This window comes from Cyclobacterium roseum (assembly GCF_010119225.1).
Lineage (GTDB): Bacteria > Bacteroidota > Bacteroidia > Cytophagales > Cyclobacteriaceae > Cyclobacterium > Cyclobacterium roseum.
Genome location: NZ_WNKF01000003.1, coordinates 44,609 through 66,751 on the forward strand (window position 1 = coordinate 44,609; position 22,143 = coordinate 66,751).

A 22,143-nucleotide genomic window follows, 5' to 3' on the forward strand; every position below is an offset into this window, starting at 1 on the left:
CTTAACGGCACTTTTTTAATTTGCATTCAAATCAGCAGGTATGATACGTCAATTCAGCCTTTCCTATTGGCTATTCGTTTTTCTTGTGGCAATTTCCTGTACGCAAGAAAACCCCAATGCCGTTTTTACTGAGTTACCATCCCGAAAAACGGGCATCGATTTCAAAAACCTCGTGCGCGAATCGGATGACTTTAACGTATTGACTTACGGTTACTTTTATCAGGGCGGTGGTGTAGCCGTTGGAGATATCAATCAGGATGGATTGCCGGACATTTATTTTACCGGCAATATGATGGCTAGTAAACTGTACCTGAACAAAGGAAATTTTGAGTTTGAAGACATTACAGCGTCTGCAGGTGTGGCTGCAGCCGGTCTTTGGAATACGGGCACTACCATGGCTGATGTGAATGGGGACGGCCTGTTGGATATTTATGTATGCCGGTCGGCCGCCAACGATCCCAATAATCGGAAAAACCTGCTTTTTATTAACCAGGGAGACCTGAGTTTCCGTGAAGCTTCGGCAGAATACGGGTTAGATGATCCCGGTTATTCAACGCAGGCTTCCTTTTTTGATTACGATAATGATGGTGACCTGGATGTTTTTCTTCTGAACCACTCCACGCAGGAGTACGCTGGATTCAGTAGAATTGACGGGTCGTTTAAGCAGAAGACGGGAGAATATCTTGGTGATAAATTGTACCGGAATGATCAGGGTAAATTTGTGGATGTAACCCGGGAAAGCGGTATAATTGACAATGTTTTGGGATTTGGACTCGCAGTAACTGTGAGCGATTTAAATGATGACGGCTGGCTGGATATCTATGTGAGCAACGATTACAACGAAGAAGACTACCTGTATTACAACCAGCAGGATGGTACGTTTAAGGAAAGTATTAAGGAGCATATGGGGCACGTGTCCCTTTTTTCCATGGGAGCCGACGCAGCCGACCTAAATAATGACCTGCTTCCGGATTTGCTTACCATGGATATGATGCCGGAGTTCAATTTTAACCAGAAATCCATCCTGGGGCCTGAAAATTACGATAAGTACCGGGAACTTTTAAATAAAGGCTTTCATGCGCAATCCATGCGAAACATGTTGCAGCTCAATCAGGGGGATGGAAATTTCATTGAGCTGGGACACTATGCGGGGGTGGCGCATACGGACTGGAGCTGGGCGGTACTGGCGGCAGATTTTGATAACGATGGTTGGAAAGACATTTTCATCAGTAACGGTTATGCCCGAAATTACCTGGACATGGATTTTTTGAATTACATGGTGAGCGAACGGATTAAAACGAATCAAACCGGGAAAGAAGAAGCATTGATTGAGTTGATAGAAAAAATGCCTCCCATCTATGTTCAAAATTATTTGTACCAGAATCAGGGAGATTTGACCTTTGAAAACAAGGCTTCTGAATGGGGGCTTCATCAGGAAACCGTATCCAATGCCGCTGCTTATGCCGATCTGGATGGTGACGGAGACCTGGACCTGATAGTTTGCCACACCAATGATCCGGTGAGTATTTATCGAAATAACAGCGAAAGGCTGTATGAAAGGGCTTTTCTAAAAGTCAAATTGGAAGGGAATACAAAAAACACCAGTGGAATTGGTGCCAAAGTCAGGGTTTATGCAGGAGGGAAGCATTGGCAGCAGGAAATGATACCTACCCGAGGTTACCAGTCTTCTGTGGACCATGAACTCGTTTTTGGGCTAGGTGACACGGAGCAGATTGACAGTCTGGAAGTATGGTGGCCGGGAAACGATTATCAGGTGCTCCATGATTTAGCAGTGAACCAGACCATTCGCCTGGACCAGGAAGCATCGCAGGAAGCCCCATATAATGTTGATCACACGGAGCGCGTCTTGTTTGAGGAAGTAGATGGTGCCCTTGGGCTGGATTTTGTTCACCGAGAAAGTTCTTTCCTGGATTTTAGTCAAGATCGGTTAATGCCAAACACGATGGGGTCCATTGGCCCGAAAATGGCCACAGCAGATGTGAATGGTGATGGGCTTCAGGATCTATTTATCGGAGGAGGGAAGGATCAGGCGGGCAAACTTTTTATTCAGAATCAAAAGGGAGGTTTTTACGAATCGGCACAGCCAGGGCTGCAGGCGGATAGTTTGGCTATTGATACGGATGCCGTTTGGCTGGATGCAAACGGGGATGGATTTCCTGATTTATATGTGGTCAGTGGCGGAACGGATTTTCCGGAGTCGAACCCGGCCTACCAGGATCGCTTATATTTGAACGACGGAAAAGGTCGGTTGGTACGGGATATGGCTGCCCTTCCGGAGATGCGGGTAAGTGGCAGCTCAGTGGCCATTGCCGATATCAATGGAGATGGATGGGAGGACTTGTTTGTTGGAGGCAGGTATTGGCCTGGAAAATACCCGGAGCCACCCCGTAGTTATTTGTTACTCAATGACGGAAAGGGGCAATTCAGAGACGCAACGATGGATTACAATCAGGATTTGCTTGCTCCCGGACTGGTGAGTGACGTTCAATTTGCAGACACCGATGGAGATGGTAATGCGGAGTTGATTTTGACAGGCGAGTGGATGGGAATTCATATCTACAAAAATCAAAATGGACGTTTGGAGCTGATTAATGAGGAAATGGTCGAACAAACCAAAGGCTGGTGGTTGCGCCTGGCGGTGTTGGACGTAGATGAAGACGGAGACCTGGATATTGTGGCAGGAAATTACGGAGAGAACACCGTTTACCAGGCGGACCGGGAGCAGCCGTTGCGCGTGGTGTTTAAGGATTTCGATAATAATGGCCGGGTGGATCCATTGTTGACCTATTATAAAGCCGATACTAATTCCTTTGCGTTCAGCAGGGATGAACTTATCGGACAGTTACCCATGATGAAAGGCGAATTTGCCGATTACCGGTCTTTTGCCGAAGCAAGCGTGGAGGATATTTTTGGAAAGCTGGAAATGACGGGAGCCGATACCCTCTCGGCACATCAATTACAATCAGTACTTTTGGAAAATGACGGAAAGGGTCAATTCACGATTCGACCACTTCCGGCAGCGGCTCAATTTTCCCCGCTGTACGCGGTTGAAATGGGCCGATTACCGGTAATGGAAAAGCCTCTATTGCTGACGGGCGGCAATCTGAGTAAAACCCGGGTAAGTACGGGAAGGCTGGATGCCAATCCGGGATTTGTCTTTTCGAGGAACGCTTCCGGATCCTGGCAGGTAGTGCCTCCAGCAAAGGTAGGACTTCCTATTCCAGGAGAGGTCAGGGATATAAAAGTAATGGAAGTGCAGGGGGTAACGCATATCATCTACGCGCAAAATGACGGTAAATTGCGGTTATATAAACTTTCCCAAAGTTCTAAACTTTGGGAAAGTTTATTTTAACGGGAAGGAAAGTTAATTTTAATGGAAATGGTTGGTTTATTCTTTTGGTGGCTTCCGGTGCCAATAGGAAGCCAGTACGGATCCAGTGATGTTCATCAATGGTCCAAAGACTGCCGGCGCTAGACCCACGGTCGCAATTTTGCCCATTTCCTTTGCCAGTCCGGAAGCCAGGCCGCCATTTTGCATCCCCACTTCCAGGGCTACTGTCCGCGCATCCCTTTCAGATAAGCCAAGCCATGTGCTGAACCAAAAACCCAGGTTATAGCCCATAATGTTATGAATAAAGACCAAAAGGATCAAAAGCCCGCCGATATCCAGTAAGCTGTCCCGGCCTGCGGCTGTGATGATCACGATGATGACGCCTATACCGATCATGGATACCAATGGCATGGCATCGTCCAGCCATTTGGCCTTGCCGCTGAGAAAGCGGTTAAACAGCAGGCCGGCACCAATTGGGATGATGACCATTTTTATGATGCTCCACATCATGTCCAGCACATCAATGGCTACAAATTCTCCAGCCAGAAATTTCATTAATAGGGGGGTCATTAACGGTGCAAGCAAGGTAGAAATAGCTGTAATGGTAATAGACAGGGCCAGATTGGCTTTAGCCAGGTAACTCATGACGTTGGAAGCCAGACCACTGGGTGAGCTTCCGATCAGGATGAGACCGGCCGCTATTTCGGGTGGGAAATTACTCAGGCTGGCCAGAATAAAACCCAGCACCGGCATGATGGTAAATTGGCATAGCAATCCGACAAACACCCCCTTGGGCATTTTAACCACCCCTGCAAAATCCTTAATGGACATGGAAGTTCCCATTCCAAACATGATGATCTGAATCAAGGGAGTGATCAGATTGCTGTAGGCATAGCCATTGTATTCTACGAAGTAATTCGGGTAATACATGGCTGCGGTGACCCCGGCAAATATCATGGTGGTATAGGTATAGCCTTTCAGCTGATTGAATCCACGAAATCCAATGCCCAGGAGTGCGAAAAAAAGAATCAGCAAGGGACCTGCCGAGTCGATTTTGCCTGATAAAATAAAGATGAAAACCAGGAGCAGGCAGATAAGGCCTGCTCCAATCAGGTACTTAAAAATCCGGTCTTTTTTCAAGGGGAAACGATTTTGGGTTATTTTGGGATAATTTTTTCAGTTAGATGTAGGCAATACAGTCCATTTCAACCAGGGAATCCCCGGGAACACCTCCGTAGGTAGCCACCGTCGTTCTTACAGGAGGTTTGCTTCCAAATCTTCCTCTGAATACTTCATTCATTCCCTTGTAATCGCTCAGGTCATGCAAGTATACATTTACTTTCAATACTTTTTCCATCGAACTTCCCGCTTTTACCAATTCCTTTTCAAGTTCTTTCAGCACATGATCGGTATGCGCCTTGATGTCGCCTTCAAAATGAGCCCCTTTTCCTGCGATATACACGGTATTGCCCATTTTGGTAGCTCCAGAAAACAGAGGCACGTCCTGTTCTTCCTGTATGCTAAACGCCTCTTTCTCCGGGGCACTTTCAACCTTGGCTTGTGCGACTGTTCCGATGCCGGCGATTCCCGCCAGAGATGCAAATAACTTTTTTAACGTTGATCTTCTTTTTAGTTTTTCCATAAGTTGAATTTGGGAATTGATTTTTGTGTAAACAATAAAACCACGGAATATATGGCAATAAATTTTTTTCTCCAAATGCACAATAGCCTATATTCTGGCGGAGGGTATCCCGGCAGGTTAGGTGATTGCCAGTTATTTGGTGACCATACGTTCTGTGGATAGCACCGGAATAGTTCTGATTTAATAAAATTATTCCTTATATTTTGTGTGATTAATGTAATGGAAAATCGGGTCCATCTTATTTTCTTTAAAGTAGATCAATAGAAACGATTAATTTTGTCTAATTAATGATGTTATTCATGTCCTTTTTGAAAAGTAGCCATTTGTGTGTTGTTTTGATTCTAGTAACGGTATTGGCCTGTAGTCCCGGGAAAAACGAAAAAGAAACCGAAAATATGAAAGAAGAGGAATCATTGTACCTCAGTCAATCGCTTACCAATGGAGGCGAATTTACCACGGGTATTGAGGGCCCGGCGGTAGATACAGATGGAAACCTGTACGTAGTGAATTTTGAAAAAGCCGGCACCATTGGAAAGGTGTCTCCCGAGGGGGAGACCAGCTTGTTTGTAACCCTTCCAGAGGGAAGTACCGGCAACGGCATCCGTTTCAGTTCAAAGGGCAACATGTTGATTGCAGATTATACGGGTCATAATGTGTTGGAAGTGGATATGGATACCCGGGAGATTTCGGTGTATGCCCACCATGACGATTTAAATCAGCCCAACGATCTGGCGATAATGGACAACGACATCCTGTTTGCCAGTGATCCAAACTGGCAGGAAAGTACCGGGCAGCTCTGGCGGGTAGGGCTGGATGGCCAATTTGTATTACTTGAATCTGATATGGGGACGACTAATGGCATTGAAGTCAGCCCGGATAACCGAACGCTTTATGTAAATGAATCCGTACAGCGTACCGTTTGGGCGTATGACCTCGGGGAGTCGGGAGAGATTTCCAATAAAAGGCTTATTCATACGTTCGATGATTTCGGAATGGACGGGATGCGGGTGGATACCGAAGGGAACCTGTATGTAACCCGACATGGAAAAGGTACGATAGCCAAGCTGTCTCCGGAGGGGGAATTATTGCAGGAAATCAACGTATCAGGAAAAAAGCCTTCTAATATCGCCTTTGGGGGGAAAGATGGGAGAACAGCCTATATTACTTTACAAGACGATGGAAATATCGATTGGTTCAGAGTAGAAAAACCTGGTAGGTCCTTTAAGAAGTAATAACAGCTTCAAACTATTTTTAAGACAAATTCTAAAGTCATGGGTGTTAGTGAGCAGGAATACCGCCAGTGGTCACGTATTCTGGATGCCTGTGGCATTGGGGCCTGGGAAATTGATTCAGACCATCAAGTTGTCCGTTTAAGTCCCGATGGGGCAGCAATTCTAGGGGTTACCGATAGGCAGACTTTGTCGATCGAATCTTTCTCAAATTTATTTCAACCTCCTTTTGACAGGACGATTGCATTCAGCCTGGAAAGACTTTTGCAATCAAATCAGGAATTTGAAGAAACACTAGCACTCCATTCAGGATGCTGGATTAGGATCAGGGGACGGGTGATCCCAGACGGAGATTCACCTCAGCCTGGTGGAATGGTGCAATCGCTGTTGGAAAAGGCATCGTCCCCTGCTATTAACCTTTCCCCCGGTTCGGATCACCTGTACCGGTATATGTTTGTGGAAAATCCCATGCCCATGTTTATATGGGAGTTTGATACCCTTCATATTATCGATTGCAACCGGCAAGCACTGCTGAAATACGGGTATACCCGGGAAGAGTTTTTGCGATTAAATATTCGGGACATCAGGCCTCCCGAAGATATTCCCCTTATAGAGAAGCATACCCGTAAGGCGGATGTTTATGGAGACATACACGATAAAGTATGGAGACATCGCAATAAAGCGGGCGAGGTTATGCTTGTAAATATTACCGGTCACCTGGTAGAAATAGAAGGAAGAAGGTGCTCGATGGTTTTGATCAATGACATTACCGAAAGGCTGGAAGCGGAAGATCAGCTAATGGAGAGCCTGAAGGAATTGTCTGATTACCGGTTTGCCTTGGACGAATCCTGTCTGGTGATGATTTTGGATAAACGGAAAGAGGTGGTATATCTCAACCAGAAATTTCAGGATATTTCAGGTTATGATAAGGATTGTATCGACAAAGCTTCTCTTGGCACCCTTTATGATGAGCGGGACCGGGGGTTGATCACCAACTGTTGGAACACACTGCTGTCCGGGAATATATGGCGGGGAGAACTTCGGGGTCAAAAAAGAAAAGGGGGGATATTCTGGGTGGATACGGTGGTCATTCCTTTTCGTGATAATCAGGGGAAGATATACCAGTACATATGGGTTGGATATGATATTACAGAAAAAAAACGGTCAGACGAGTCCTTAATTAAAGAGCGGTCCCTTTTGCGTGCGATCATTGATAACCTGCCGATTCAGATCTATGTCAAAGATACTGCTGGAAAACACATCATCAATAACCGATACCAATATGAGCATTCGCTAGGAGCTAAAACGGAAGGAGAAACTTTGGGAAAAACGGTCTATGACTATTTTCCGAAAGAAATAGCTGATGGAATGGCCGCTTATGACCGGAAAATTATTCAGGATGGCAAGCCGGAAATGAACGTCGAGGAATATTACTTTGACAGTAAAGGTAACCGGGTCTGGTTACTGACCAATAAGGTTCCTCTGAAGGATGCAAAAGGAGAGGTAGTAGGCTTAGTTGGCATGTCGAGGGATGTAACCGATCGGAAAAACGAGGAAGAAAAACTAAAAAACCTTAATGATGAGCTTCAAAAAAAGGCGCTGGAGTTAGAAAAGTCCAACGAAGAACTGGAACAGTTTGCTTATATCGCCTCTCATGACTTGCAGGAGCCCCTGCGAATGATTACCGGATTTTTGGGGCTTTTGGAAAAGAAATACAATCCATTATTGGATACAAAGGGGAAGGAATTTATACATTATGCGGTGGATGGTGCCAGCCGCATGAAAAATATCATCATGGATCTCTTGGCTTATTCCAGGGTAGGTAGAATGGAAGAGAAGGTAAAAGAGGTGGCCATTGAGGAGATCGTAAACAATATATTAGGGTTACAAAAAGAATTGATACATCAAAAAGGGGCAGCGATTATTCTTGGTAAGCTTCCGAAATTAAAGATTCCAATCGCTCCCATACATCAGGTATTCCAAAATCTGATTAACAATGCACTTAAATACCAGCATCCCGAGCAACAACCTAAAATAAAGATTCAGGCAGCAGAAAAGGCAGATTTTTGGGAATTTCAGGTAATTGACAATGGCATTGGCATTCCAGAGTCGTTTCAATCCCGGGTTTTTATTTTGTTTTCCAGATTACATGCCAATAAATCTTATTCCGGATCTGGGATAGGTCTGGCCATGAGTAAGAAAATCATTGAGAACCTTGGTGGCACCATTGGCTTTCATTCGCAAGAGGGAAAAGGAAGCACTTTCTACTTTACGGTGCCTAAATCCCTCCAATGAGTCAAAAAATGCAATGATTTGGTTATTCTACTGATTATGCGGTAGAAAATTTATGGATTGATTGGATTTAGATTTATTATTGAGTTAATTAAATTGTTTTATAAAAGATTAAATAAAACAGCATAATTGGAAAACAGCAATCATAGTAACAGGCAGCGGACACAAAGAGCAGGAAACTGCCTTGTTTGTTTTTTTTAATGGAATGGTAAAAGATCACGAGGGATATCATTTATTATTGGTTGAGGATAACATGGGTGATGTTCTTTTAATTGAAGAATATCTTCATGAGAAGATTTTGAACCTGGAATTGACCTTTGCCCATACTTTTCAGGAAGCCAAGGAAAAACTACAGGACCCGGAAATTCGTCTGGATGCCGTTATCCTGGATTTAACCTTGCCTGATTTACAGGGGGAGGAGTTGATAGTAAAGGTAAAAGAGTTGGCCGGAGATGTGAGTATTGTGGTGCTTACGGGGTATTCCAATATAGAATTTGGCATGAAGTCTCTGGCTCTTGGCGTTTCTGACTACCTGCTGAAAGATGAATTGTCGCCTACATCGCTCTTCAAAAGCATTATTTATAGTATTGGGAGGTACCAGATATCCAGTCAGTTAAAAGATTCCGAAAAACGTTATAAAGAGCTTTTTCATTTAAGTCCTCAACCCATGTACCTGTATAGTTTGGAGACCTTGAATTTTTTGGATGTCAATAAGGCGGCTATCGATCACTATGGCTATTCAAAAGAGGAATTTTTGAGCATGAGTCTGCGGGATATCCGTCCAAAAGAAGAAGTGTCCCGGCTTGAAAAAGTCATTTCTGGGATTAGAGAAGGAAAACCTGACCCTGGCCCCAAGATCTTCAAGCACCGAAAAAAGAATGGGGAGATAATCACGGTGGAAATTAAAGGTAACGTAATCGATTATCAGGGAATAAAAGCTGAAGTGGTATTGGCAAACGATATTACCGATCGGATGCGGTATATTCATGCGATAGAGGACCAGAACAAACGTTTGCAAGAAATCGCCTGGCTACAGTCTCACGTGGTAAGAGCCCCTTTGGCTCGATTGATGAGTCTGGTGATGGGAATGGATAGCCTGGAAAGGGATTTTGGAAAAGATAATTTCCGAAAAATGATACTGGATTCGGCGGAAGAACTGGACGATATTATTCGGGATATCGTAAATAAGACAGACAAAGTAAGTTTAAAGGAAAAAAAGGAGGGCTAATACCACTCCTACTCCCCCGGGTGTTTTTTTTCTGTATTCTGATCAGGTACCAGTTTCGATCCGATCTCTCCCTCATTACCCGATTTCAGCGCACCATCGAGCAAGTCGGTAAATCCGGTCTTGGTCAGGGGTTTTAGTTGGAAAGAAAAAACATTGTGATAGAGGGTGGCTTTTTCCCGGTCCTGCTGGCTATTGGATGATGTCAGGATGATGACGGGGATTTCGATATGGTGGTTTCGCATAAAGCTCAAGATATCCCAGCCACTTACGATTGGCATATTCAAGTCCAGGAAGATCAATGCGGGCTTTTCTTTTTCCAGTGCTTCCAGTGCCAATTCCGGATCATCAAAATCGTAGATCACCAAATCCTCCCGAATCATATTCAGGTATTTTTTATTAAGCACGTTGGTGATTTTCTGATCATCAATTAAAAAAACTTTCATATCCTTCTTTTCTAAGTAGTTTCGATTTCTTCTTTTAGCAATTCGGACCTCTCTATTACCTCCCTTACGGCAAGGTCCAGATCCAAGACGGATTCCTGCATCAGTGGAAGGATATCCGAAATAAATTCACCCTGAGGTATGTCATCTTTAATAGCGATCATTCCCAGGACCCGGGTTAGGGGCTCGCGAAGTTGATGGGAGTTAAATTGTATCAATGCCTTGAGTTTGCTGTTGGAGCTTTTCAGGCGGGCTGTTTTTACCTCAATAGTGGCTTCCTGCAGGCGGTTAAGTTCCCTAATCTCTTCATTTTTTGATTGCAAGGCCACCGTTAACGTTTCCAATTTCTGGTTTTGCCGGTGGATCAGATCGATCATTTTGAGGTTTTCCACTCTCGCGGCGACCATTTTATTTATTACTTTGATTATTGGAATGCTATTTTCCGCTAGTGATACCGTATCCTGAGACCGAATTCGAATGAGGCTGTCCTGGTCCTTGCCACTAGTAAATTTCCAGCAATGAATTTGATGTCCGGTTTCGGAGCAGGTAACCTGTGTGGGTATAGCGGTCTCCATTACTTCGGCCTCCAGGGAGTTAGGGTCTAAATGGCAGCCAAAATCATAGCTGGTGTAACCACCTTTGTCTACCACGATGCCATCCATTCCCTCCGGAACGACATAGTAAAAGCGGAAGTCTTGAAAGTTGATCAGGTATTTTAGATGACGGCTGATTTCACCAGGGAGATTTTCAAGGCTTTTCACTTTTGAAATTCCCGCTGAAAACCGCACCATTGCTTCAAACAAGATTTTATAGGCCAGATAGGATTGTGTACCTTCCATCTACAAGGAGTAGCTCAGTTCTACGATTTCGTTGTCGATCTTAATTCCTGAAATATTGGCGATGGTATTTAGCATATTGACCAAATCCGCCTGGGCAAAAAGTTCCTGAATTTCTGATTCCGAAAACCCAACGTCCTTGAGGGCATTGAAATCGGAGTGGTCTACATGTCCATCCGATAGAGCAGCATTGGCCACCGTCCTGACAGCTACTTTATAGCTCTCAGGAACCCATTCGCTGTCCATATTTTCGGATATTAAAAAATCCGGATCCGAACTCAATGATTTTCCCAGCATATCCGCAAATAGTTTGTGCGCCTCTGCACAATAATTGCATTTCCTTTCCGATGATACCGTGTAGATGATCAATTGTTTGATGATATTGGGTACCTCTCCTTCACAAAGTGTCGCTTTTAATTTCATCCAGTTTCCTCTCAATAAGGCTGGGTTTCCTGCCTGACATTTAAACCAGTTTAGCACAAAGGGTATTCCCAGGGTTTTTTTGGTATCATCGTAGATGACCTTTACCTCTTGGCTGGCATCCGGGTACTCAACGATTGTAAAACTCTTATTCATAATGGTATAAAAATTAGTAGCGCAATCCGGTTCATTTGTAAACCGCCTATAAATGCAAAATTAAATTAAAAAATTATTCAAATACAAAAAATAAAATTACTTTTTTTGATATAAAAATAAAATTACATTTTTTTAGTTCAAAGTAGTTTATCTTGTATTCAAGTGCTACCTGGGGCACAAAAAAAGTTTTCCCAATTTTGGGAAAACTTTTTATCATTTTAGAATGGATATATACCTTATTGGATCAGGTCCTGTGCGGCAAGGCCGTTGAAATCATACATAACCTGTCCGTCTTTTATCGTCATTTCACATTCCAGCCGCTGCTTAGTGGCTATTTTCTGACCGGAGCGGTCCCAAACACCGAAGTCTCCCTCTCGGATATTTAGAATCGCCAGGTCGGCAATAGCTCCTTCCGAGAGGTGTCCCAACTCGGTACGTTGTATTACCTGTGCGGGTTCCCAGGTGCTTGCTGAAATTACATGGGGAAGTTCCATGCCCATGGCCATAAAGGTGGTCATGACGTTTAGCATGTTTTTCATGGCAGCATTCATGCTTCCCGTGTGAAGGTCCGTGCTGATGGTATTTGGATAAAGACCGGCGGCAAGCGCCGGGATAGCTTGTTTGAACTCGAAACTGGCACCTCCATACCCCACATCAAAAATAATCCCCCGCTTTTGAGCGTCCAAAACAAAGGGCTCAAATTCCCGGGTTTCCCGGTTAACCACTGTTTCCCGGGCTCCGTTTAATTCTGCGTAGGCATGGGTGTAGATATCTCCCGGTCGCAATCGTTCGAAGAAAAGTTCCCGGATCGACAGGGGCTCAAATTGGGTAGAACCACCGAAGTCTACGATCACAGGTATATCGGCCAGGTTTCCGGCTTCGACGGCCCGGTCTATGGGTATCCAGTCCCTACTGCTGTAGTGAGCCACTTTAAAACCGACGACATACTGTCGGTTTTGCCGGGCCACCATGGCGCTTAGCTTGGCATCCATATCGCCTGTATTTTGTTCCCAGGCACCCCCACGCATGCCTTCTCCAACGATATTCATGAAAGCGAGTACACGTGTTTTGCTAGGCTCTATTATATTTTTCTTAAAGGTGTCAAAATTTTTCCACCCAGGCCCTCCGCAATCCACAATGGTAGTAACCCCGGATCGGAAGGTAAATCCATCCGGCGGCACTGCAATCAATCCATCACTTAGGTAGTGATTGGGTTGTGTACCGTGAAAAACATGGCCATGAATGTCGATCAGGCCGGGAGTGACCAGCAGTCCATCGGCAGGGATGACTTTTTTGGCCTCTCCGGAAGGTATGGATGCGGCTACTTTGGCTATTTTCCCCTCCGTGATGGCAATATCCATGACACCGTCCAGGTTGTTTTTAGGGTCGATCAATCTGCCTCCCTTGATTAATAAATCATAGGTTTGGGCTGATAAAAGGCTGCTGGATAGCATCAGCAGCAATAACATACTATAAGTTTTGATTTTCATGGTTTAAACTTTTGCGATACGTAACTCTTCGGCAATTCTCTTGGCTACTATTTTTTCTTCTTTCGGTCGGAGCATGAAAACCGTCATACTGATGGCGTTATCGCCACCGCTAATGACCTCTATGGAGGGATCCCCCATGCGTAATTTTTCCTGCATTTGTTCACGGGTAAGTTGGATGGAATCATCCCAGGAAATTTTGAGATAGGGGGTGTGATTGGCGATTGGAGGTACTGAAACATCGGTAGTCACACCATCAATTTTTTCAACCTCTCCGGCTACATAGGCCACTTTATCTTCCCATTCTTTCCATTCCTTTTCATGGTCTTTTTTGATGTATTCGTCCAGGGCCACGTACATGCCAAGGATTTCCTCCTTATTTACTTTCATGCCTCTTCCGATGGTTCCTCCACGGGGTGGAGCACTCAGGCGGGCAGCTTCAATCAGGTCTTTTCTTCCCATAAGGATACCGGCACTTTGGGGCCCTTTGATGGCCTTTCCTCCCGATACGCACACCAGGTCGAATCCCATATCATTGTATTTCCATAGATTTTCTACCGGGGGTACATCCGCCGCCATATCGATCATGGTCGGGATCCCGTGCTTTTTTCCCAGGGCCACCCACTCTTCATGGTTTATTTTGCCGTCCGGTGCCTGGTAATTTAGAAACCACATCATTGCGGTTTTGTCATTTATGGCGCGATCTACATCCGCAGCTGTTTCCACTTCTACTACTTTCACGCCTGTATTCGTGATGGCATGAACGTACCCTACATTGTGAGACTTTTGTACAATGACTTCCGATTTCATCCCCTCGAGATTGGGAAGTTGCCTGATTTTATCCCGGTCTTTGCCAGTCAATACTCCTGCCGTACCTAAAACCATCGCAGACCAGCAGCCCGCTGTGACCGTGGCGGCTTCGGCATGGCAGAGTACTGCGATCTTCTCACCTACCTTGTCCTGTACCTCGTCGAGCATTACATAATGGCGGGAGGAGTAGTTAATGGCTTCCATAACCTCTCTGGGCATCAGGGAGGCGGTCATGGCGGTATAGGTGCCAGCTGCATTTATAAAACTCCGCAACCCCAGTTCCTGTACCAGGTCTCGTTTGGGTAAGGCATCGGTAGGGGCTGCCAGGGTTCCGGATAAGGGAATTCCACTGCCCATCATGCCTCCTACCAAAGGAAGTGCTCCCAGTCTTTTTAATAATTTTCTTCTACTTAACATCTTTTTTTCGTTTAGTGACGCTTTGGACGGATTCTGATTGGGTCCAAAACGAAATATTCTAATCTTCTATTTCCACTATCATCTCGATCTCTATGGCAATGTTGTTGGGAAGCGAGCCCATGCCTACTGCAGATCGGGCATGCTTGCCTTTCTCCCCAAATACTTCTACCATAAAGTCGGAAAATCCGTTCATAACGCTGGGTTGTTGGGTAAAATTCGGACTGGCATTTACCATTCCCAGGACTTTAACGATTCGTTTTACTTTATTTAAATCTCCTATTTCAGCTTTTAATGTAGCTAACAAAGCGATCCCGGTAAGCCGGGCGGCTTCCTGTCCCTCCGACACGGTAAGTTCCGTACCTAGCTTTCCCTGTACACTTGTCCCATCCCCACGGCTGGGACCATGTCCAGATAAAAAGACCAGGTTTCCGGTACGGACTGCGCGAACAAAATTGGCTGTAGGTGGGGACGGTTCGCTTAGCGTGATGCCCATGGCCTTTAACTTCTGTTCGGGATTCTGCTGTGAATAACCCATCCATGAAACGGTCATGAGTCCCCATAATAATAGAAATTGTAGTGGTTTTTGCATAAGTAATTAGTTGTTTATTTGATTCACTATTCCTAACGGTATTAGTCATTCCAAGGCCTGCTGCCCAGACCGTTCAGGTCCCAAACGATGCTACCCGCCCTGAGCGTAAGTTCTGTTTCTAATCTTTGAGTGCCGGCGTTGGATTCCCCTGCGGAATCCAAAAATCCAAATGCTCCCTGATGCAAAGTAAAGAGGGCCAGATCCGCTTCTGCTCCCACCGATAAGTGACCCAAATCTTCCCGCTGAATTACCTGAGCAGGTTTCCAAGTGGACGCTTCTATGGCCTCCTGAAGGCTCATGCCAAGATTCATCATTTTGGAGACCACATTGGACATGTCCTTCATTCCACCATTCATACTACCCGTGTGCAGATCGGTACTGATGGTATTGGGCCAAAAACCCTGCTGCGTGGCAGGAACGGCGATATCGTAGTAAAAAGATCCGCCGCCATGTCCTACGTCAAAGATCAAGCCCTTCTTCTGAGCGGTCCACCAGTGCTCCCTTACCTTTTCGCTCTCATCAATAACTGCTTCTTTTGGCCCGTGCCCGGAGTAATTCCTGCCATACATATGTGTCAGAATATCTCCTGGCCTCAGGATCTCCAGGAAGAGCGTTGCCAGCGGTAGGGCAGGATCCGCACCTCCCAAATCCACCATTACTGGGATATTCGCAGCGACACCTGCTGCTGCCGCTTTGCGATAGGGTTCCCACTCATGTCCCCGGTAGTGGGCGATCTTAACGCCGATTATTTCTGGAAACTGCCGGGCTACCATAGCCGTCATTTTGGCATCCATATCTCCCTGGTCTTGTTCTCGCGGGACGACCCCACTCATGCCATCGCCCACAATGTTGATAAAGGCAAGAACCCGGGTTCGGGACCTGTCGATCACTTGTTCTTTAAATTGCCGAAAATTTCGCCATCCCGCACCACCGGCGTCCGCCACAGTGGTAACTCCTGCCCGGAAGGTAAAACCGTCTGGAGGCAAAGCGGAAAAACTATTGCTTAAATACCGGTGAGGGACCGTGCCGAAGAAATGATGACCATGAATGTCTATCAGTCCGGGACTCACGATCATGCCCTGTGCATTGATTGTCTTTTTTGCGTCCTCAGCAGCGATGTTTTTGGCGACACGGGCAATTTTCTGATCTTTTATGGCAATGTCCATCACCTCGTCCAATTGATTTTTTGGATCGATAACATGTCCGTTTTTGATCAGCATATCGTATTGCTGGGCCTGAATGGAAAGCAGGCTCCAGCATAGAAAGGCAAGAAATAGACAGGTTTTTTTCATGGGTTATTGAAAGATAAGGTTGCCGAAGTACTTCGGTAAATGAAAATCCGGACGCTGGTTAATGACTTCATTCCAGGTAATATAATGTGGATTACTGGTCCGGCTCCCTGTTTTGTAAAAATTGGCCTTCCAAACCACTCCGGGAGCGGGGGAAGTGATGGTCCGGTATTGCTTTAATAGTTCGACGGGTAGCCGGAATTCAATATACCAGGTGGTGGCTTCCTTGATTTCAGGAATGACTTCTCCAGGGAGACTATGCGCAATTTCTATTTTTTTGATCAGCTCGGAGTTGACGACTTCGTATTCTTTGCGTGGGGAGGTGACATGGTGAAACAAAGGTACGCCAGCGGCATTGATCTCCAGGTTAAAGTACTCCAATGGCTTGGAAACATCCGGGGAAAAGAAAAACTCCACGCAGGAGTCGGTGGATACCGGACCGTTTATTTCCTGCACTAAAGCCTGCACAAATCTATCCTCGACTTTGAAAATACCATAAATGTTTTGTTTATCGTACCTAAGCTTTACCTGGGTACGAGGACTGAATGCAGGCTTTTCTCCCATATGCAAGGAAATATCGGCTGCTGGCACTTCTTTCCATTCAGGTTTTTCCCAATTTCCATCAATGGTTAAAGGCTGATTCACGGGCTGGACGAGGTATTCGGCAGGGTTCGGTACGGGAGAATTCATGCTGTCTGGCATCGCGTTTTGGGATTCAACGAAAAACAATACAAATAGGAAGTAAATAAGCTGCATGGTCGGATGAATTTAACTAATTGAACGCTCGTACACAAATTATTTCAGCTCCTTGCGCACCTGAGCTACCTCGGCAGCAGAAATGCTGGAGGCGTTATTACCGAAGCTTTTCCGGATGTAAGTCAGCACACCTGCCACCTCCGCATCGCTTAGAAAGGAATGTGCGGGCATGATGCCGTTGTAAGCTACTCCGTTTACCTCAACCTGTCCTTCCAGACCGTTTAGCAAGAGACTGATCAATCTTTTCCTGTTTGGTCCCCTATTAGCGGTCACCCATTCTGTCTCCGAAAGCGGTGGAAAGCGCGTTCCATCCCCTTTTCCATTCGTCTGATGACAGGTAGCGCAATAAATATTGTAAGTTTGCGCACCGGTTTCCAACAAACCTTTTTCCAGGTTATCTTTTTGTTCGTCTGGATTCTTGATGTTCGTTCTGCTATTTTTACGTTCCTCCAGTTTTGCCAACGCAGCTTCCCCAAATTCAGACTTGTCACCGGTATACATGACCCGCCATATTTTTCCCTGCACACTTTCGGTGATGTATAGGGAACCGTCCGGTCCCATGGAAATTCCCATGGGTCGGGCAGCGGCATCGCCGGTGTTGACGATGGTGTCCAGTTGGGCAAAGCCATCGGCGAAGACTTCCCATGGTCCGGATGGCTTCCCGTCTTCGAAAGGTACAAATCCCACAAAGTACCCTCCCTGGGGATAAGGCCCCCGGATGGTGCTACCGTGAAAGGCGACAAAGGCTCCATCTTTATACCTGTCCGGAAACTGATCTCCCTGATAAAAGTACAGGTCATTTGGGGCGAAATGCCCGGGAAATCCCAATAATGGCCATTCCACATTCTCAGCACCGGTCGCTTTTTCCTTGTCTCCTCCATACTCCGGGTTCAACAGCTTTTTTTCCCGTATCTGGTCGTAATAGTAATAGGGCCAGCCGCCATCAGTTCCTTCCTCCACCTTGAAAAATTCCTCAGAGGGCAGGACGGCTGACTCCCACCTGGAAAAAAGATCTGGCCAGGTACGGTGTAGATTATCCCTGCCATGTTGCACGACGTACAGGCTGTTTTCTTTCTCATTCCAGTCCATGGCAACCACGCTTCGAATGCCCGTTGCATACCTGTATCCGTCTTGCTGGGTTTGATTTAGCTTATTCGCATCAAACCTCCAGATGCCTCCGTGCCATTCCAATTGAGGACAGGGATTTAAGCCGGGAGCACCAGGCCTTCGGTTAAACTCCTGACAGACATCACCGGGAGAGCCGAAGGGTATGTACATGTATCCCTGATTGTCGAAAGCAATTGGCTTGGCGATATGTTCGTAACCATGCACTGCATTTTTATAATCATCTTTCATGATGAGCTCCACCTCTCCCTCCGGCACCAGTTTCTCTGGATCCAGCCGGGTTCGGTAAACCTCGCCCGCGGTACTGAAATACAAATAGCCGTTATGGATTTCCATACCGGTACCATAGTTGCCCGTGTCAGGGTAGTCTCCAAAGGTTTCAATTAGGTCGGCCTTTCCATTTCCGTCGGTGTCCCTCAGGGCAACAATTCCCTGACCGGCCTCATTCGGGACTCGCAATTTTACGTAAATATCGCCATTATCATTAACGGTCAGGTGACGCGCCCTTCCGATACTGTCCACTACGACTACCGCCTCGAAACCATCTGGCAGGAACAAGCCGCCATTATCCGGGTCAGCCTCAGGCAAATTACCTCCCTGTTGGCAGGAACTAATAAGCAGAATTATTATCCATATAAATGGCAGGGACTGAAAAAAATGGCTAACGTATTTTGGTCCTTTCATCGTCTAAGCATCAATTGAGGTTTGATAATGTTTTGTTTGCTGAGGTAATGAAACATCGCAAATGGGTGACAAAGCTTGTGGAGATTCGCACAGATCAGTGTTGCTCCCGCTTCAATTTGACTCGAATATTCCAAGCGCATGTCATCGGGGTGATTCGTTAAGCCCTTTACCTCGCCGTGCTTGAACAGAATAGAGCTTGTACAGTTGCATGTTTCGACAAGTAAGATAATTGGATTTCGTAAAAATCCATTGGAATAAATCGTAAATTATAGCGATAAATTACTTAAGTGGACATTGTATACCAGAAATGGCGATATGACCAGTGAAAAAAGTGCAGGCATGCCCAGCGAAGATGCCTGACCTTCCCTCGAGATTAGGCCCGGGCAGTCATAAACGGCCTTATGCTACGGAGGTGAGGGAATGTAAATATTCCTTTATGTCTTTCAAGTAATGCATCACATGGACATTGGATGGGATGGTTAGGTCCTGACCGACTATCTGGTACCCTGAAACCAAAATTCCAGCATCCGGAAATCTTTCAGAAAGAGAATGTAAGTAAGGCTGCACTTGCTCTCCGGAGGGAGAGGTAGTAATGACCGTTACCAGAAAATCCGGTTGGTGTACCTTATAAACGTTATTCAGGTCAATATCTGGGGTGTTTTGACCAAGGTAAATGACCTTGTGACCATGAGACTTCAAAAGGTAACAGGAGAATAGCAGGGAAATTTCATGAAGCTCCCCCTCGGGTAGGTACAGTAGGAACTTTTTACCTCCTCCGGAGTATAATTGCCCATCGATGGCCACGATTAATTTTTGCCTTACGAGGTTACTGATGAAATGTTCCTGCCCGGGATGAATACTTCCCGTTTGCCATAAGATACCAATTTTTGATAAGAAGGGGTAAATGATATTCAGCATGGTCAATTCAAACCCTATTTTCAGAATGTTTGTCGAAATGATTTTTTCGAAGCGACTTTCATCCAATTCCACCATGGCAATGATTAAAGAATGGATTTGATCGTCGTAAGCAAAGGACCTTTCGGTCAATTTAAGGACCTCTGATTTCATTTCTTCAAAGGTCATCTTGGCGATCTTACTTATTTTATATCCATTGTCATTCAACAGTGCCACATTCAGGATCAGTTTCAAATCATCATCGTCGTAAAAACGGATGTTGGTGTCTGTCCTTTTGGGAGTGAGTAAATTGTACCGCTGTTCCCAAATCCGTAATGTATGGGCTTTTATCCCTGAGAGCTGCTCAAGGTCCTTTATGGAATAATTACTCATCTCGGTTATTTTTAAAATACTTAAAAGGAACAATAAAGAGTCCAAAGGCTACCGACCCATCCCGTTTTCGAGTGGAATGGTGCGCCTGGTGGGCTTTAAAAATACCTGCCAGGTACCCATTTTTTGGTTTTTTAAAGAACTTAACCCTTCGATGGATAAGAATATCATGTAAGAAAAAGTAACTCAAGCCGTACAAACTGATTCCGATACCCATCCAAAACCGAAAATCCAGGGTTTCCATCCCCAGAAAAATTAGTAGAATGGCGATACCGCCAAAAAGCAAGGAAAACAAATCATTTAACTCAAAATAGCCTTTGGTATGGGTATGATGTGTTTTGTGAATATTCCAAAGGGGCCCATGCATGATGTATTTATGAATAAACCATCCGGAAAATTCCATCGTCAAAAATCCAACCAGTATAAATAACAAAGCATTTATCATCTCCAAGGTAACTTTTATGCGAATGAAATGTTTTTTTTATCACAAAATAATAGCCAGAACGAAAAAAAACAGGAGTAAATTCATGAAAATAAAGAAGTTTAGTTTGTTTTCTTTGTTAAATGAAGATTTTCTGAAAATCAACTGGATGATCAGCGCTATTAAAAACCAACTCAGGTAATTGGAAAATGGAATGGCCGACGATTCCCATTGCCAAAAGTTGAGCGCGACGGCCACTGGCTCCAGGTTTAGATCCATAACTACCATGAGAGCGGCCCCTGCTAATGCTGCAAGGAAATCATTTCCTATCATTCGGTAAAGCACGCCCCCGGTAAGGTATACCATCAAAAACCAATTGACTCCTATAAGTAGCGGTACGCCCATCAGTTTTGGGCCAAGAACGGGGCCATAGGAATAATCCCCAAAGATGAGCCCCGTATTTACGCCGATTATTTCAGTGATCATTCCGATACCAAATGCGCTCAATGCAAACAAAATAAACCAACGATTATAGGCTTCATGAAAATATAGAAGGATCGATGTGACCAATAATAAATGCAATGGGGTAACCAATTGGAAAAATGGCCTGCTGCTCTCCCAATACAGGCCCACGATTCCCACCAGGTGAAGTATCAGGATAATGGTTTTAGCGATTGCCAATTTATTTCTTTTTACGAATCCTGGCAGTTCAAGGTGATTTTTTCCGTTCATGGGCTATATTTCGGTACAGTTTTAGCACTATCCTTTAATAAGGGATTTTTTTATACTTTTGTTTTACGGATTCAAGGAGAATAAAAGGAGATTATCGGGCAAATTTAATAAAAAACAACTAAACCCATGATACTATATAATATTACCATAAACATTGACAGCGACAGGGAATTGGAATTTGTTGAGTGGATGAAATTCGAATACCTGCCAAGGGTAATGCAAACGGGTTTGTTTATAGAAAAACGCTTTTTTAGGTTATTACAAGAGGACAATGGTGATGGGGTGAATTTTTCAGCCCAATTTTTTGCGGAAAGCATGGATGATTTGGAATTTTACCAACAAAAATACGGTCCCGTCATAAGGGAAGAATTAAAAGAAAAATTTGGCAGCCAGTTTGTTTCTTTCAGGTCTGTGCTGGAATCGGTCGAATAGGTTAGGTGCCGGTTTTCAGTAAAAGGTCACCTTTTCTTTTGACGATAGATAACCCAAAATGCTCATTGATCAGCGATTTACATCTGTTTTCGGCAAAGAGTGCCCGGGAAGGTGAATCGTATAATAAAGTCATTCTGAGCATGGTTTTTACATAGGCTTCTTGCTGACCCAGTTTTTGAAGCCAGCCCTTCAAACACAGGGACCAGTCCTCCTGGTATTTTTCATAGTGACTTCTTCCGTCAAATAACAATTCCAATTGGTTGGATCCGTACCGAAAGCGGTAGATTCCTGCCAGTTGCCTGTAGATTACCAATAGGTGATCCATCGGAAAGTCATCTTGCTGAAGGATTCGCAAATACGTATCGTCCTGAAGTTTCAAAGGGTTGAAAAGAAGGGTGAAGGAATTTTTGACCTCCACCACCATCAATTCAAGCAGTTCCTTTTCTATCGCCAACTGGGCCTGTTGAAGGATATAGTTTTTATCTAAAGGGAAAAGTTTTTTTGCCATAGGATGCTTTTCTG

The 22,143-nt window shown here is 44.9% G+C and carries 20 protein-coding genes; 5 read left to right on the plus strand and 15 right to left on the minus strand.

The annotated features are described in order from the left end of the window. The first annotated feature begins 40 nt into the window (after nt 1-40). Nucleotides 41-3,373, plus strand: coding sequence for a VCBS repeat-containing protein (locus tag GJQ68_RS05185; RefSeq protein WP_162416255.1), 3,333 nt, complete (start codon nt 41-43; stop codon nt 3,371-3,373). Between the two features lie 36 nt (nt 3,374-3,409). Here the strand turns inward: GJQ68_RS05185 and GJQ68_RS05190 are convergent, their stop codons facing one another. Together GJQ68_RS05190 and GJQ68_RS05195 are read right to left on the minus strand one after the other, a co-directional pair. Beyond that, nucleotides 3,410-4,492, minus strand: coding sequence for a bile acid:sodium symporter family protein (locus GJQ68_RS05190; protein ID WP_162416256.1), 1,083 nt, complete (start codon nt 4,490-4,492; stop codon nt 3,410-3,412). 40 nt (nt 4,493-4,532) lie between these two features. After that, nucleotides 4,533-4,994, minus strand: a complete 462-nt coding sequence (locus GJQ68_RS05195) for a RidA family protein (protein ID WP_162416257.1) — start codon at nt 4,992-4,994, stop codon at nt 4,533-4,535. 299 nt (nt 4,995-5,293) lie between these two features. Here GJQ68_RS05195 and GJQ68_RS05200 point away from each other — a divergent pair, with 299 nt between their 5' ends. From GJQ68_RS05200 to GJQ68_RS05210, 3 genes are all read left to right on the plus strand, one after another. Continuing rightward, entirely contained in the window at nt 5,294-6,226 is a 933-nt protein-coding gene (locus GJQ68_RS05200; protein WP_202927880.1) for an SMP-30/gluconolactonase/LRE family protein, read from the plus strand. A gap of 39 nt (nt 6,227-6,265) precedes the next feature. Next, on the plus strand, nt 6,266-8,518 hold the full coding sequence (locus tag GJQ68_RS05205) for a PAS domain-containing sensor histidine kinase (RefSeq protein ID WP_162416258.1): 2,253 nt from the start codon (nt 6,266-6,268) through the stop codon (nt 8,516-8,518). A 202-nt stretch (nt 8,519-8,720) separates the two neighbouring features. Beyond that, nucleotides 8,721-9,743: a PAS domain S-box protein gene (locus GJQ68_RS05210; protein ID WP_162416259.1), complete on the plus strand. Its 1,023-nt coding sequence runs from the start codon at nt 8,721-8,723 to the stop codon at nt 9,741-9,743. A gap of 8 nt (nt 9,744-9,751) precedes the next feature. Here GJQ68_RS05210 and GJQ68_RS05215 read toward each other — a convergent pair whose 3' ends face one another. The 12 genes from GJQ68_RS05215 to GJQ68_RS05270 form a co-directional block, all read right to left on the minus strand. Further along, nucleotides 9,752-10,186, minus strand: a complete 435-nt coding sequence (locus tag GJQ68_RS05215; RefSeq protein ID WP_162416260.1) for a response regulator — start codon at nt 10,184-10,186, stop codon at nt 9,752-9,754. An 11-nt stretch (nt 10,187-10,197) separates the two neighbouring features. Further along, a complete protein-coding gene (locus tag GJQ68_RS05220; protein ID WP_162416261.1) occupies nt 10,198-11,022 on the minus strand; it encodes a hypothetical protein in 825 nt (274 codons plus the stop codon). Next, nucleotides 11,023-11,595 carry a carboxymuconolactone decarboxylase family protein gene (locus tag GJQ68_RS05225; protein ID WP_162416262.1) on the minus strand — a complete coding sequence of 191 codons (573 nt, stop codon included), beginning with the start codon at nt 11,593-11,595 and terminating at the stop codon, nt 11,023-11,025. It lies immediately after the preceding gene. Between the two features lie 236 nt (nt 11,596-11,831). Then, complete coding sequence (locus GJQ68_RS05230; RefSeq protein ID WP_162416263.1) at nt 11,832-13,085, minus strand: amidohydrolase/deacetylase family metallohydrolase; 1,254 nt, start codon at nt 13,083-13,085, stop codon at nt 11,832-11,834. Between the two features lie 3 nt (nt 13,086-13,088). Next, a complete protein-coding gene (locus GJQ68_RS05235) occupies nt 13,089-14,309 on the minus strand; it encodes an aminotransferase class V-fold PLP-dependent enzyme (RefSeq protein ID WP_162416264.1) in 1,221 nt (406 codons plus the stop codon). A gap of 58 nt (nt 14,310-14,367) precedes the next feature. Next, nucleotides 14,368-14,859, minus strand: a complete 492-nt coding sequence (locus GJQ68_RS05240) for a RidA family protein (protein WP_235941153.1) — start codon at nt 14,857-14,859, stop codon at nt 14,368-14,370. Nucleotides 14,860-14,939: 80 nt separating this feature from the next. Then, nucleotides 14,940-16,190: an amidohydrolase/deacetylase family metallohydrolase gene (locus GJQ68_RS05245; protein WP_162416266.1), complete on the minus strand. Its 1,251-nt coding sequence runs from the start codon at nt 16,188-16,190 to the stop codon at nt 14,940-14,942. A 3-nt stretch (nt 16,191-16,193) separates the two neighbouring features. Further along, nucleotides 16,194-16,943: a carbohydrate-binding family 9-like protein gene (locus GJQ68_RS05250; RefSeq protein WP_235941112.1), complete on the minus strand. Its 750-nt coding sequence runs from the start codon at nt 16,941-16,943 to the stop codon at nt 16,194-16,196. Between the two features lie 39 nt (nt 16,944-16,982). After that, a complete protein-coding gene (locus tag GJQ68_RS05255) occupies nt 16,983-18,752 on the minus strand; it encodes a c-type cytochrome (protein WP_162416267.1) in 1,770 nt (589 codons plus the stop codon). A 399-nt stretch (nt 18,753-19,151) separates the two neighbouring features. Further along, entirely contained in the window at nt 19,152-20,039 is an 888-nt protein-coding gene (locus GJQ68_RS05260) for a MerR family transcriptional regulator (RefSeq protein ID WP_162416268.1), read from the minus strand. After that, nucleotides 20,032-20,481, minus strand: coding sequence for a sterol desaturase family protein (locus GJQ68_RS05265; protein ID WP_162416269.1), 450 nt, complete (start codon nt 20,479-20,481; stop codon nt 20,032-20,034). Before GJQ68_RS05265 ends, GJQ68_RS05260 begins: the two co-directional genes overlap by 8 nt. A 39-nt stretch (nt 20,482-20,520) precedes the next feature. Next, complete coding sequence (locus GJQ68_RS05270; protein WP_162416270.1) at nt 20,521-21,189, minus strand: carotenoid biosynthesis protein; 669 nt, start codon at nt 21,187-21,189, stop codon at nt 20,521-20,523. A 126-nt stretch (nt 21,190-21,315) separates the two neighbouring features. On the opposite strand from GJQ68_RS05270, the gene GJQ68_RS05275 reads away from it, so the two are divergent. After that, nucleotides 21,316-21,621 carry a DUF4286 family protein gene (locus tag GJQ68_RS05275; protein ID WP_162416271.1) on the plus strand — a complete coding sequence of 102 codons (306 nt, stop codon included), beginning with the start codon at nt 21,316-21,318 and terminating at the stop codon, nt 21,619-21,621. Between the two features lies 1 nt (nt 21,622). Here GJQ68_RS05275 and GJQ68_RS05280 read toward each other — a convergent pair whose 3' ends face one another. After that, nucleotides 21,623-22,129, minus strand: a complete 507-nt coding sequence (locus tag GJQ68_RS05280) for a hypothetical protein (protein ID WP_162416272.1) — start codon at nt 22,127-22,129, stop codon at nt 21,623-21,625. Nucleotides 22,130-22,143: the final 14 nt, after the last annotated feature.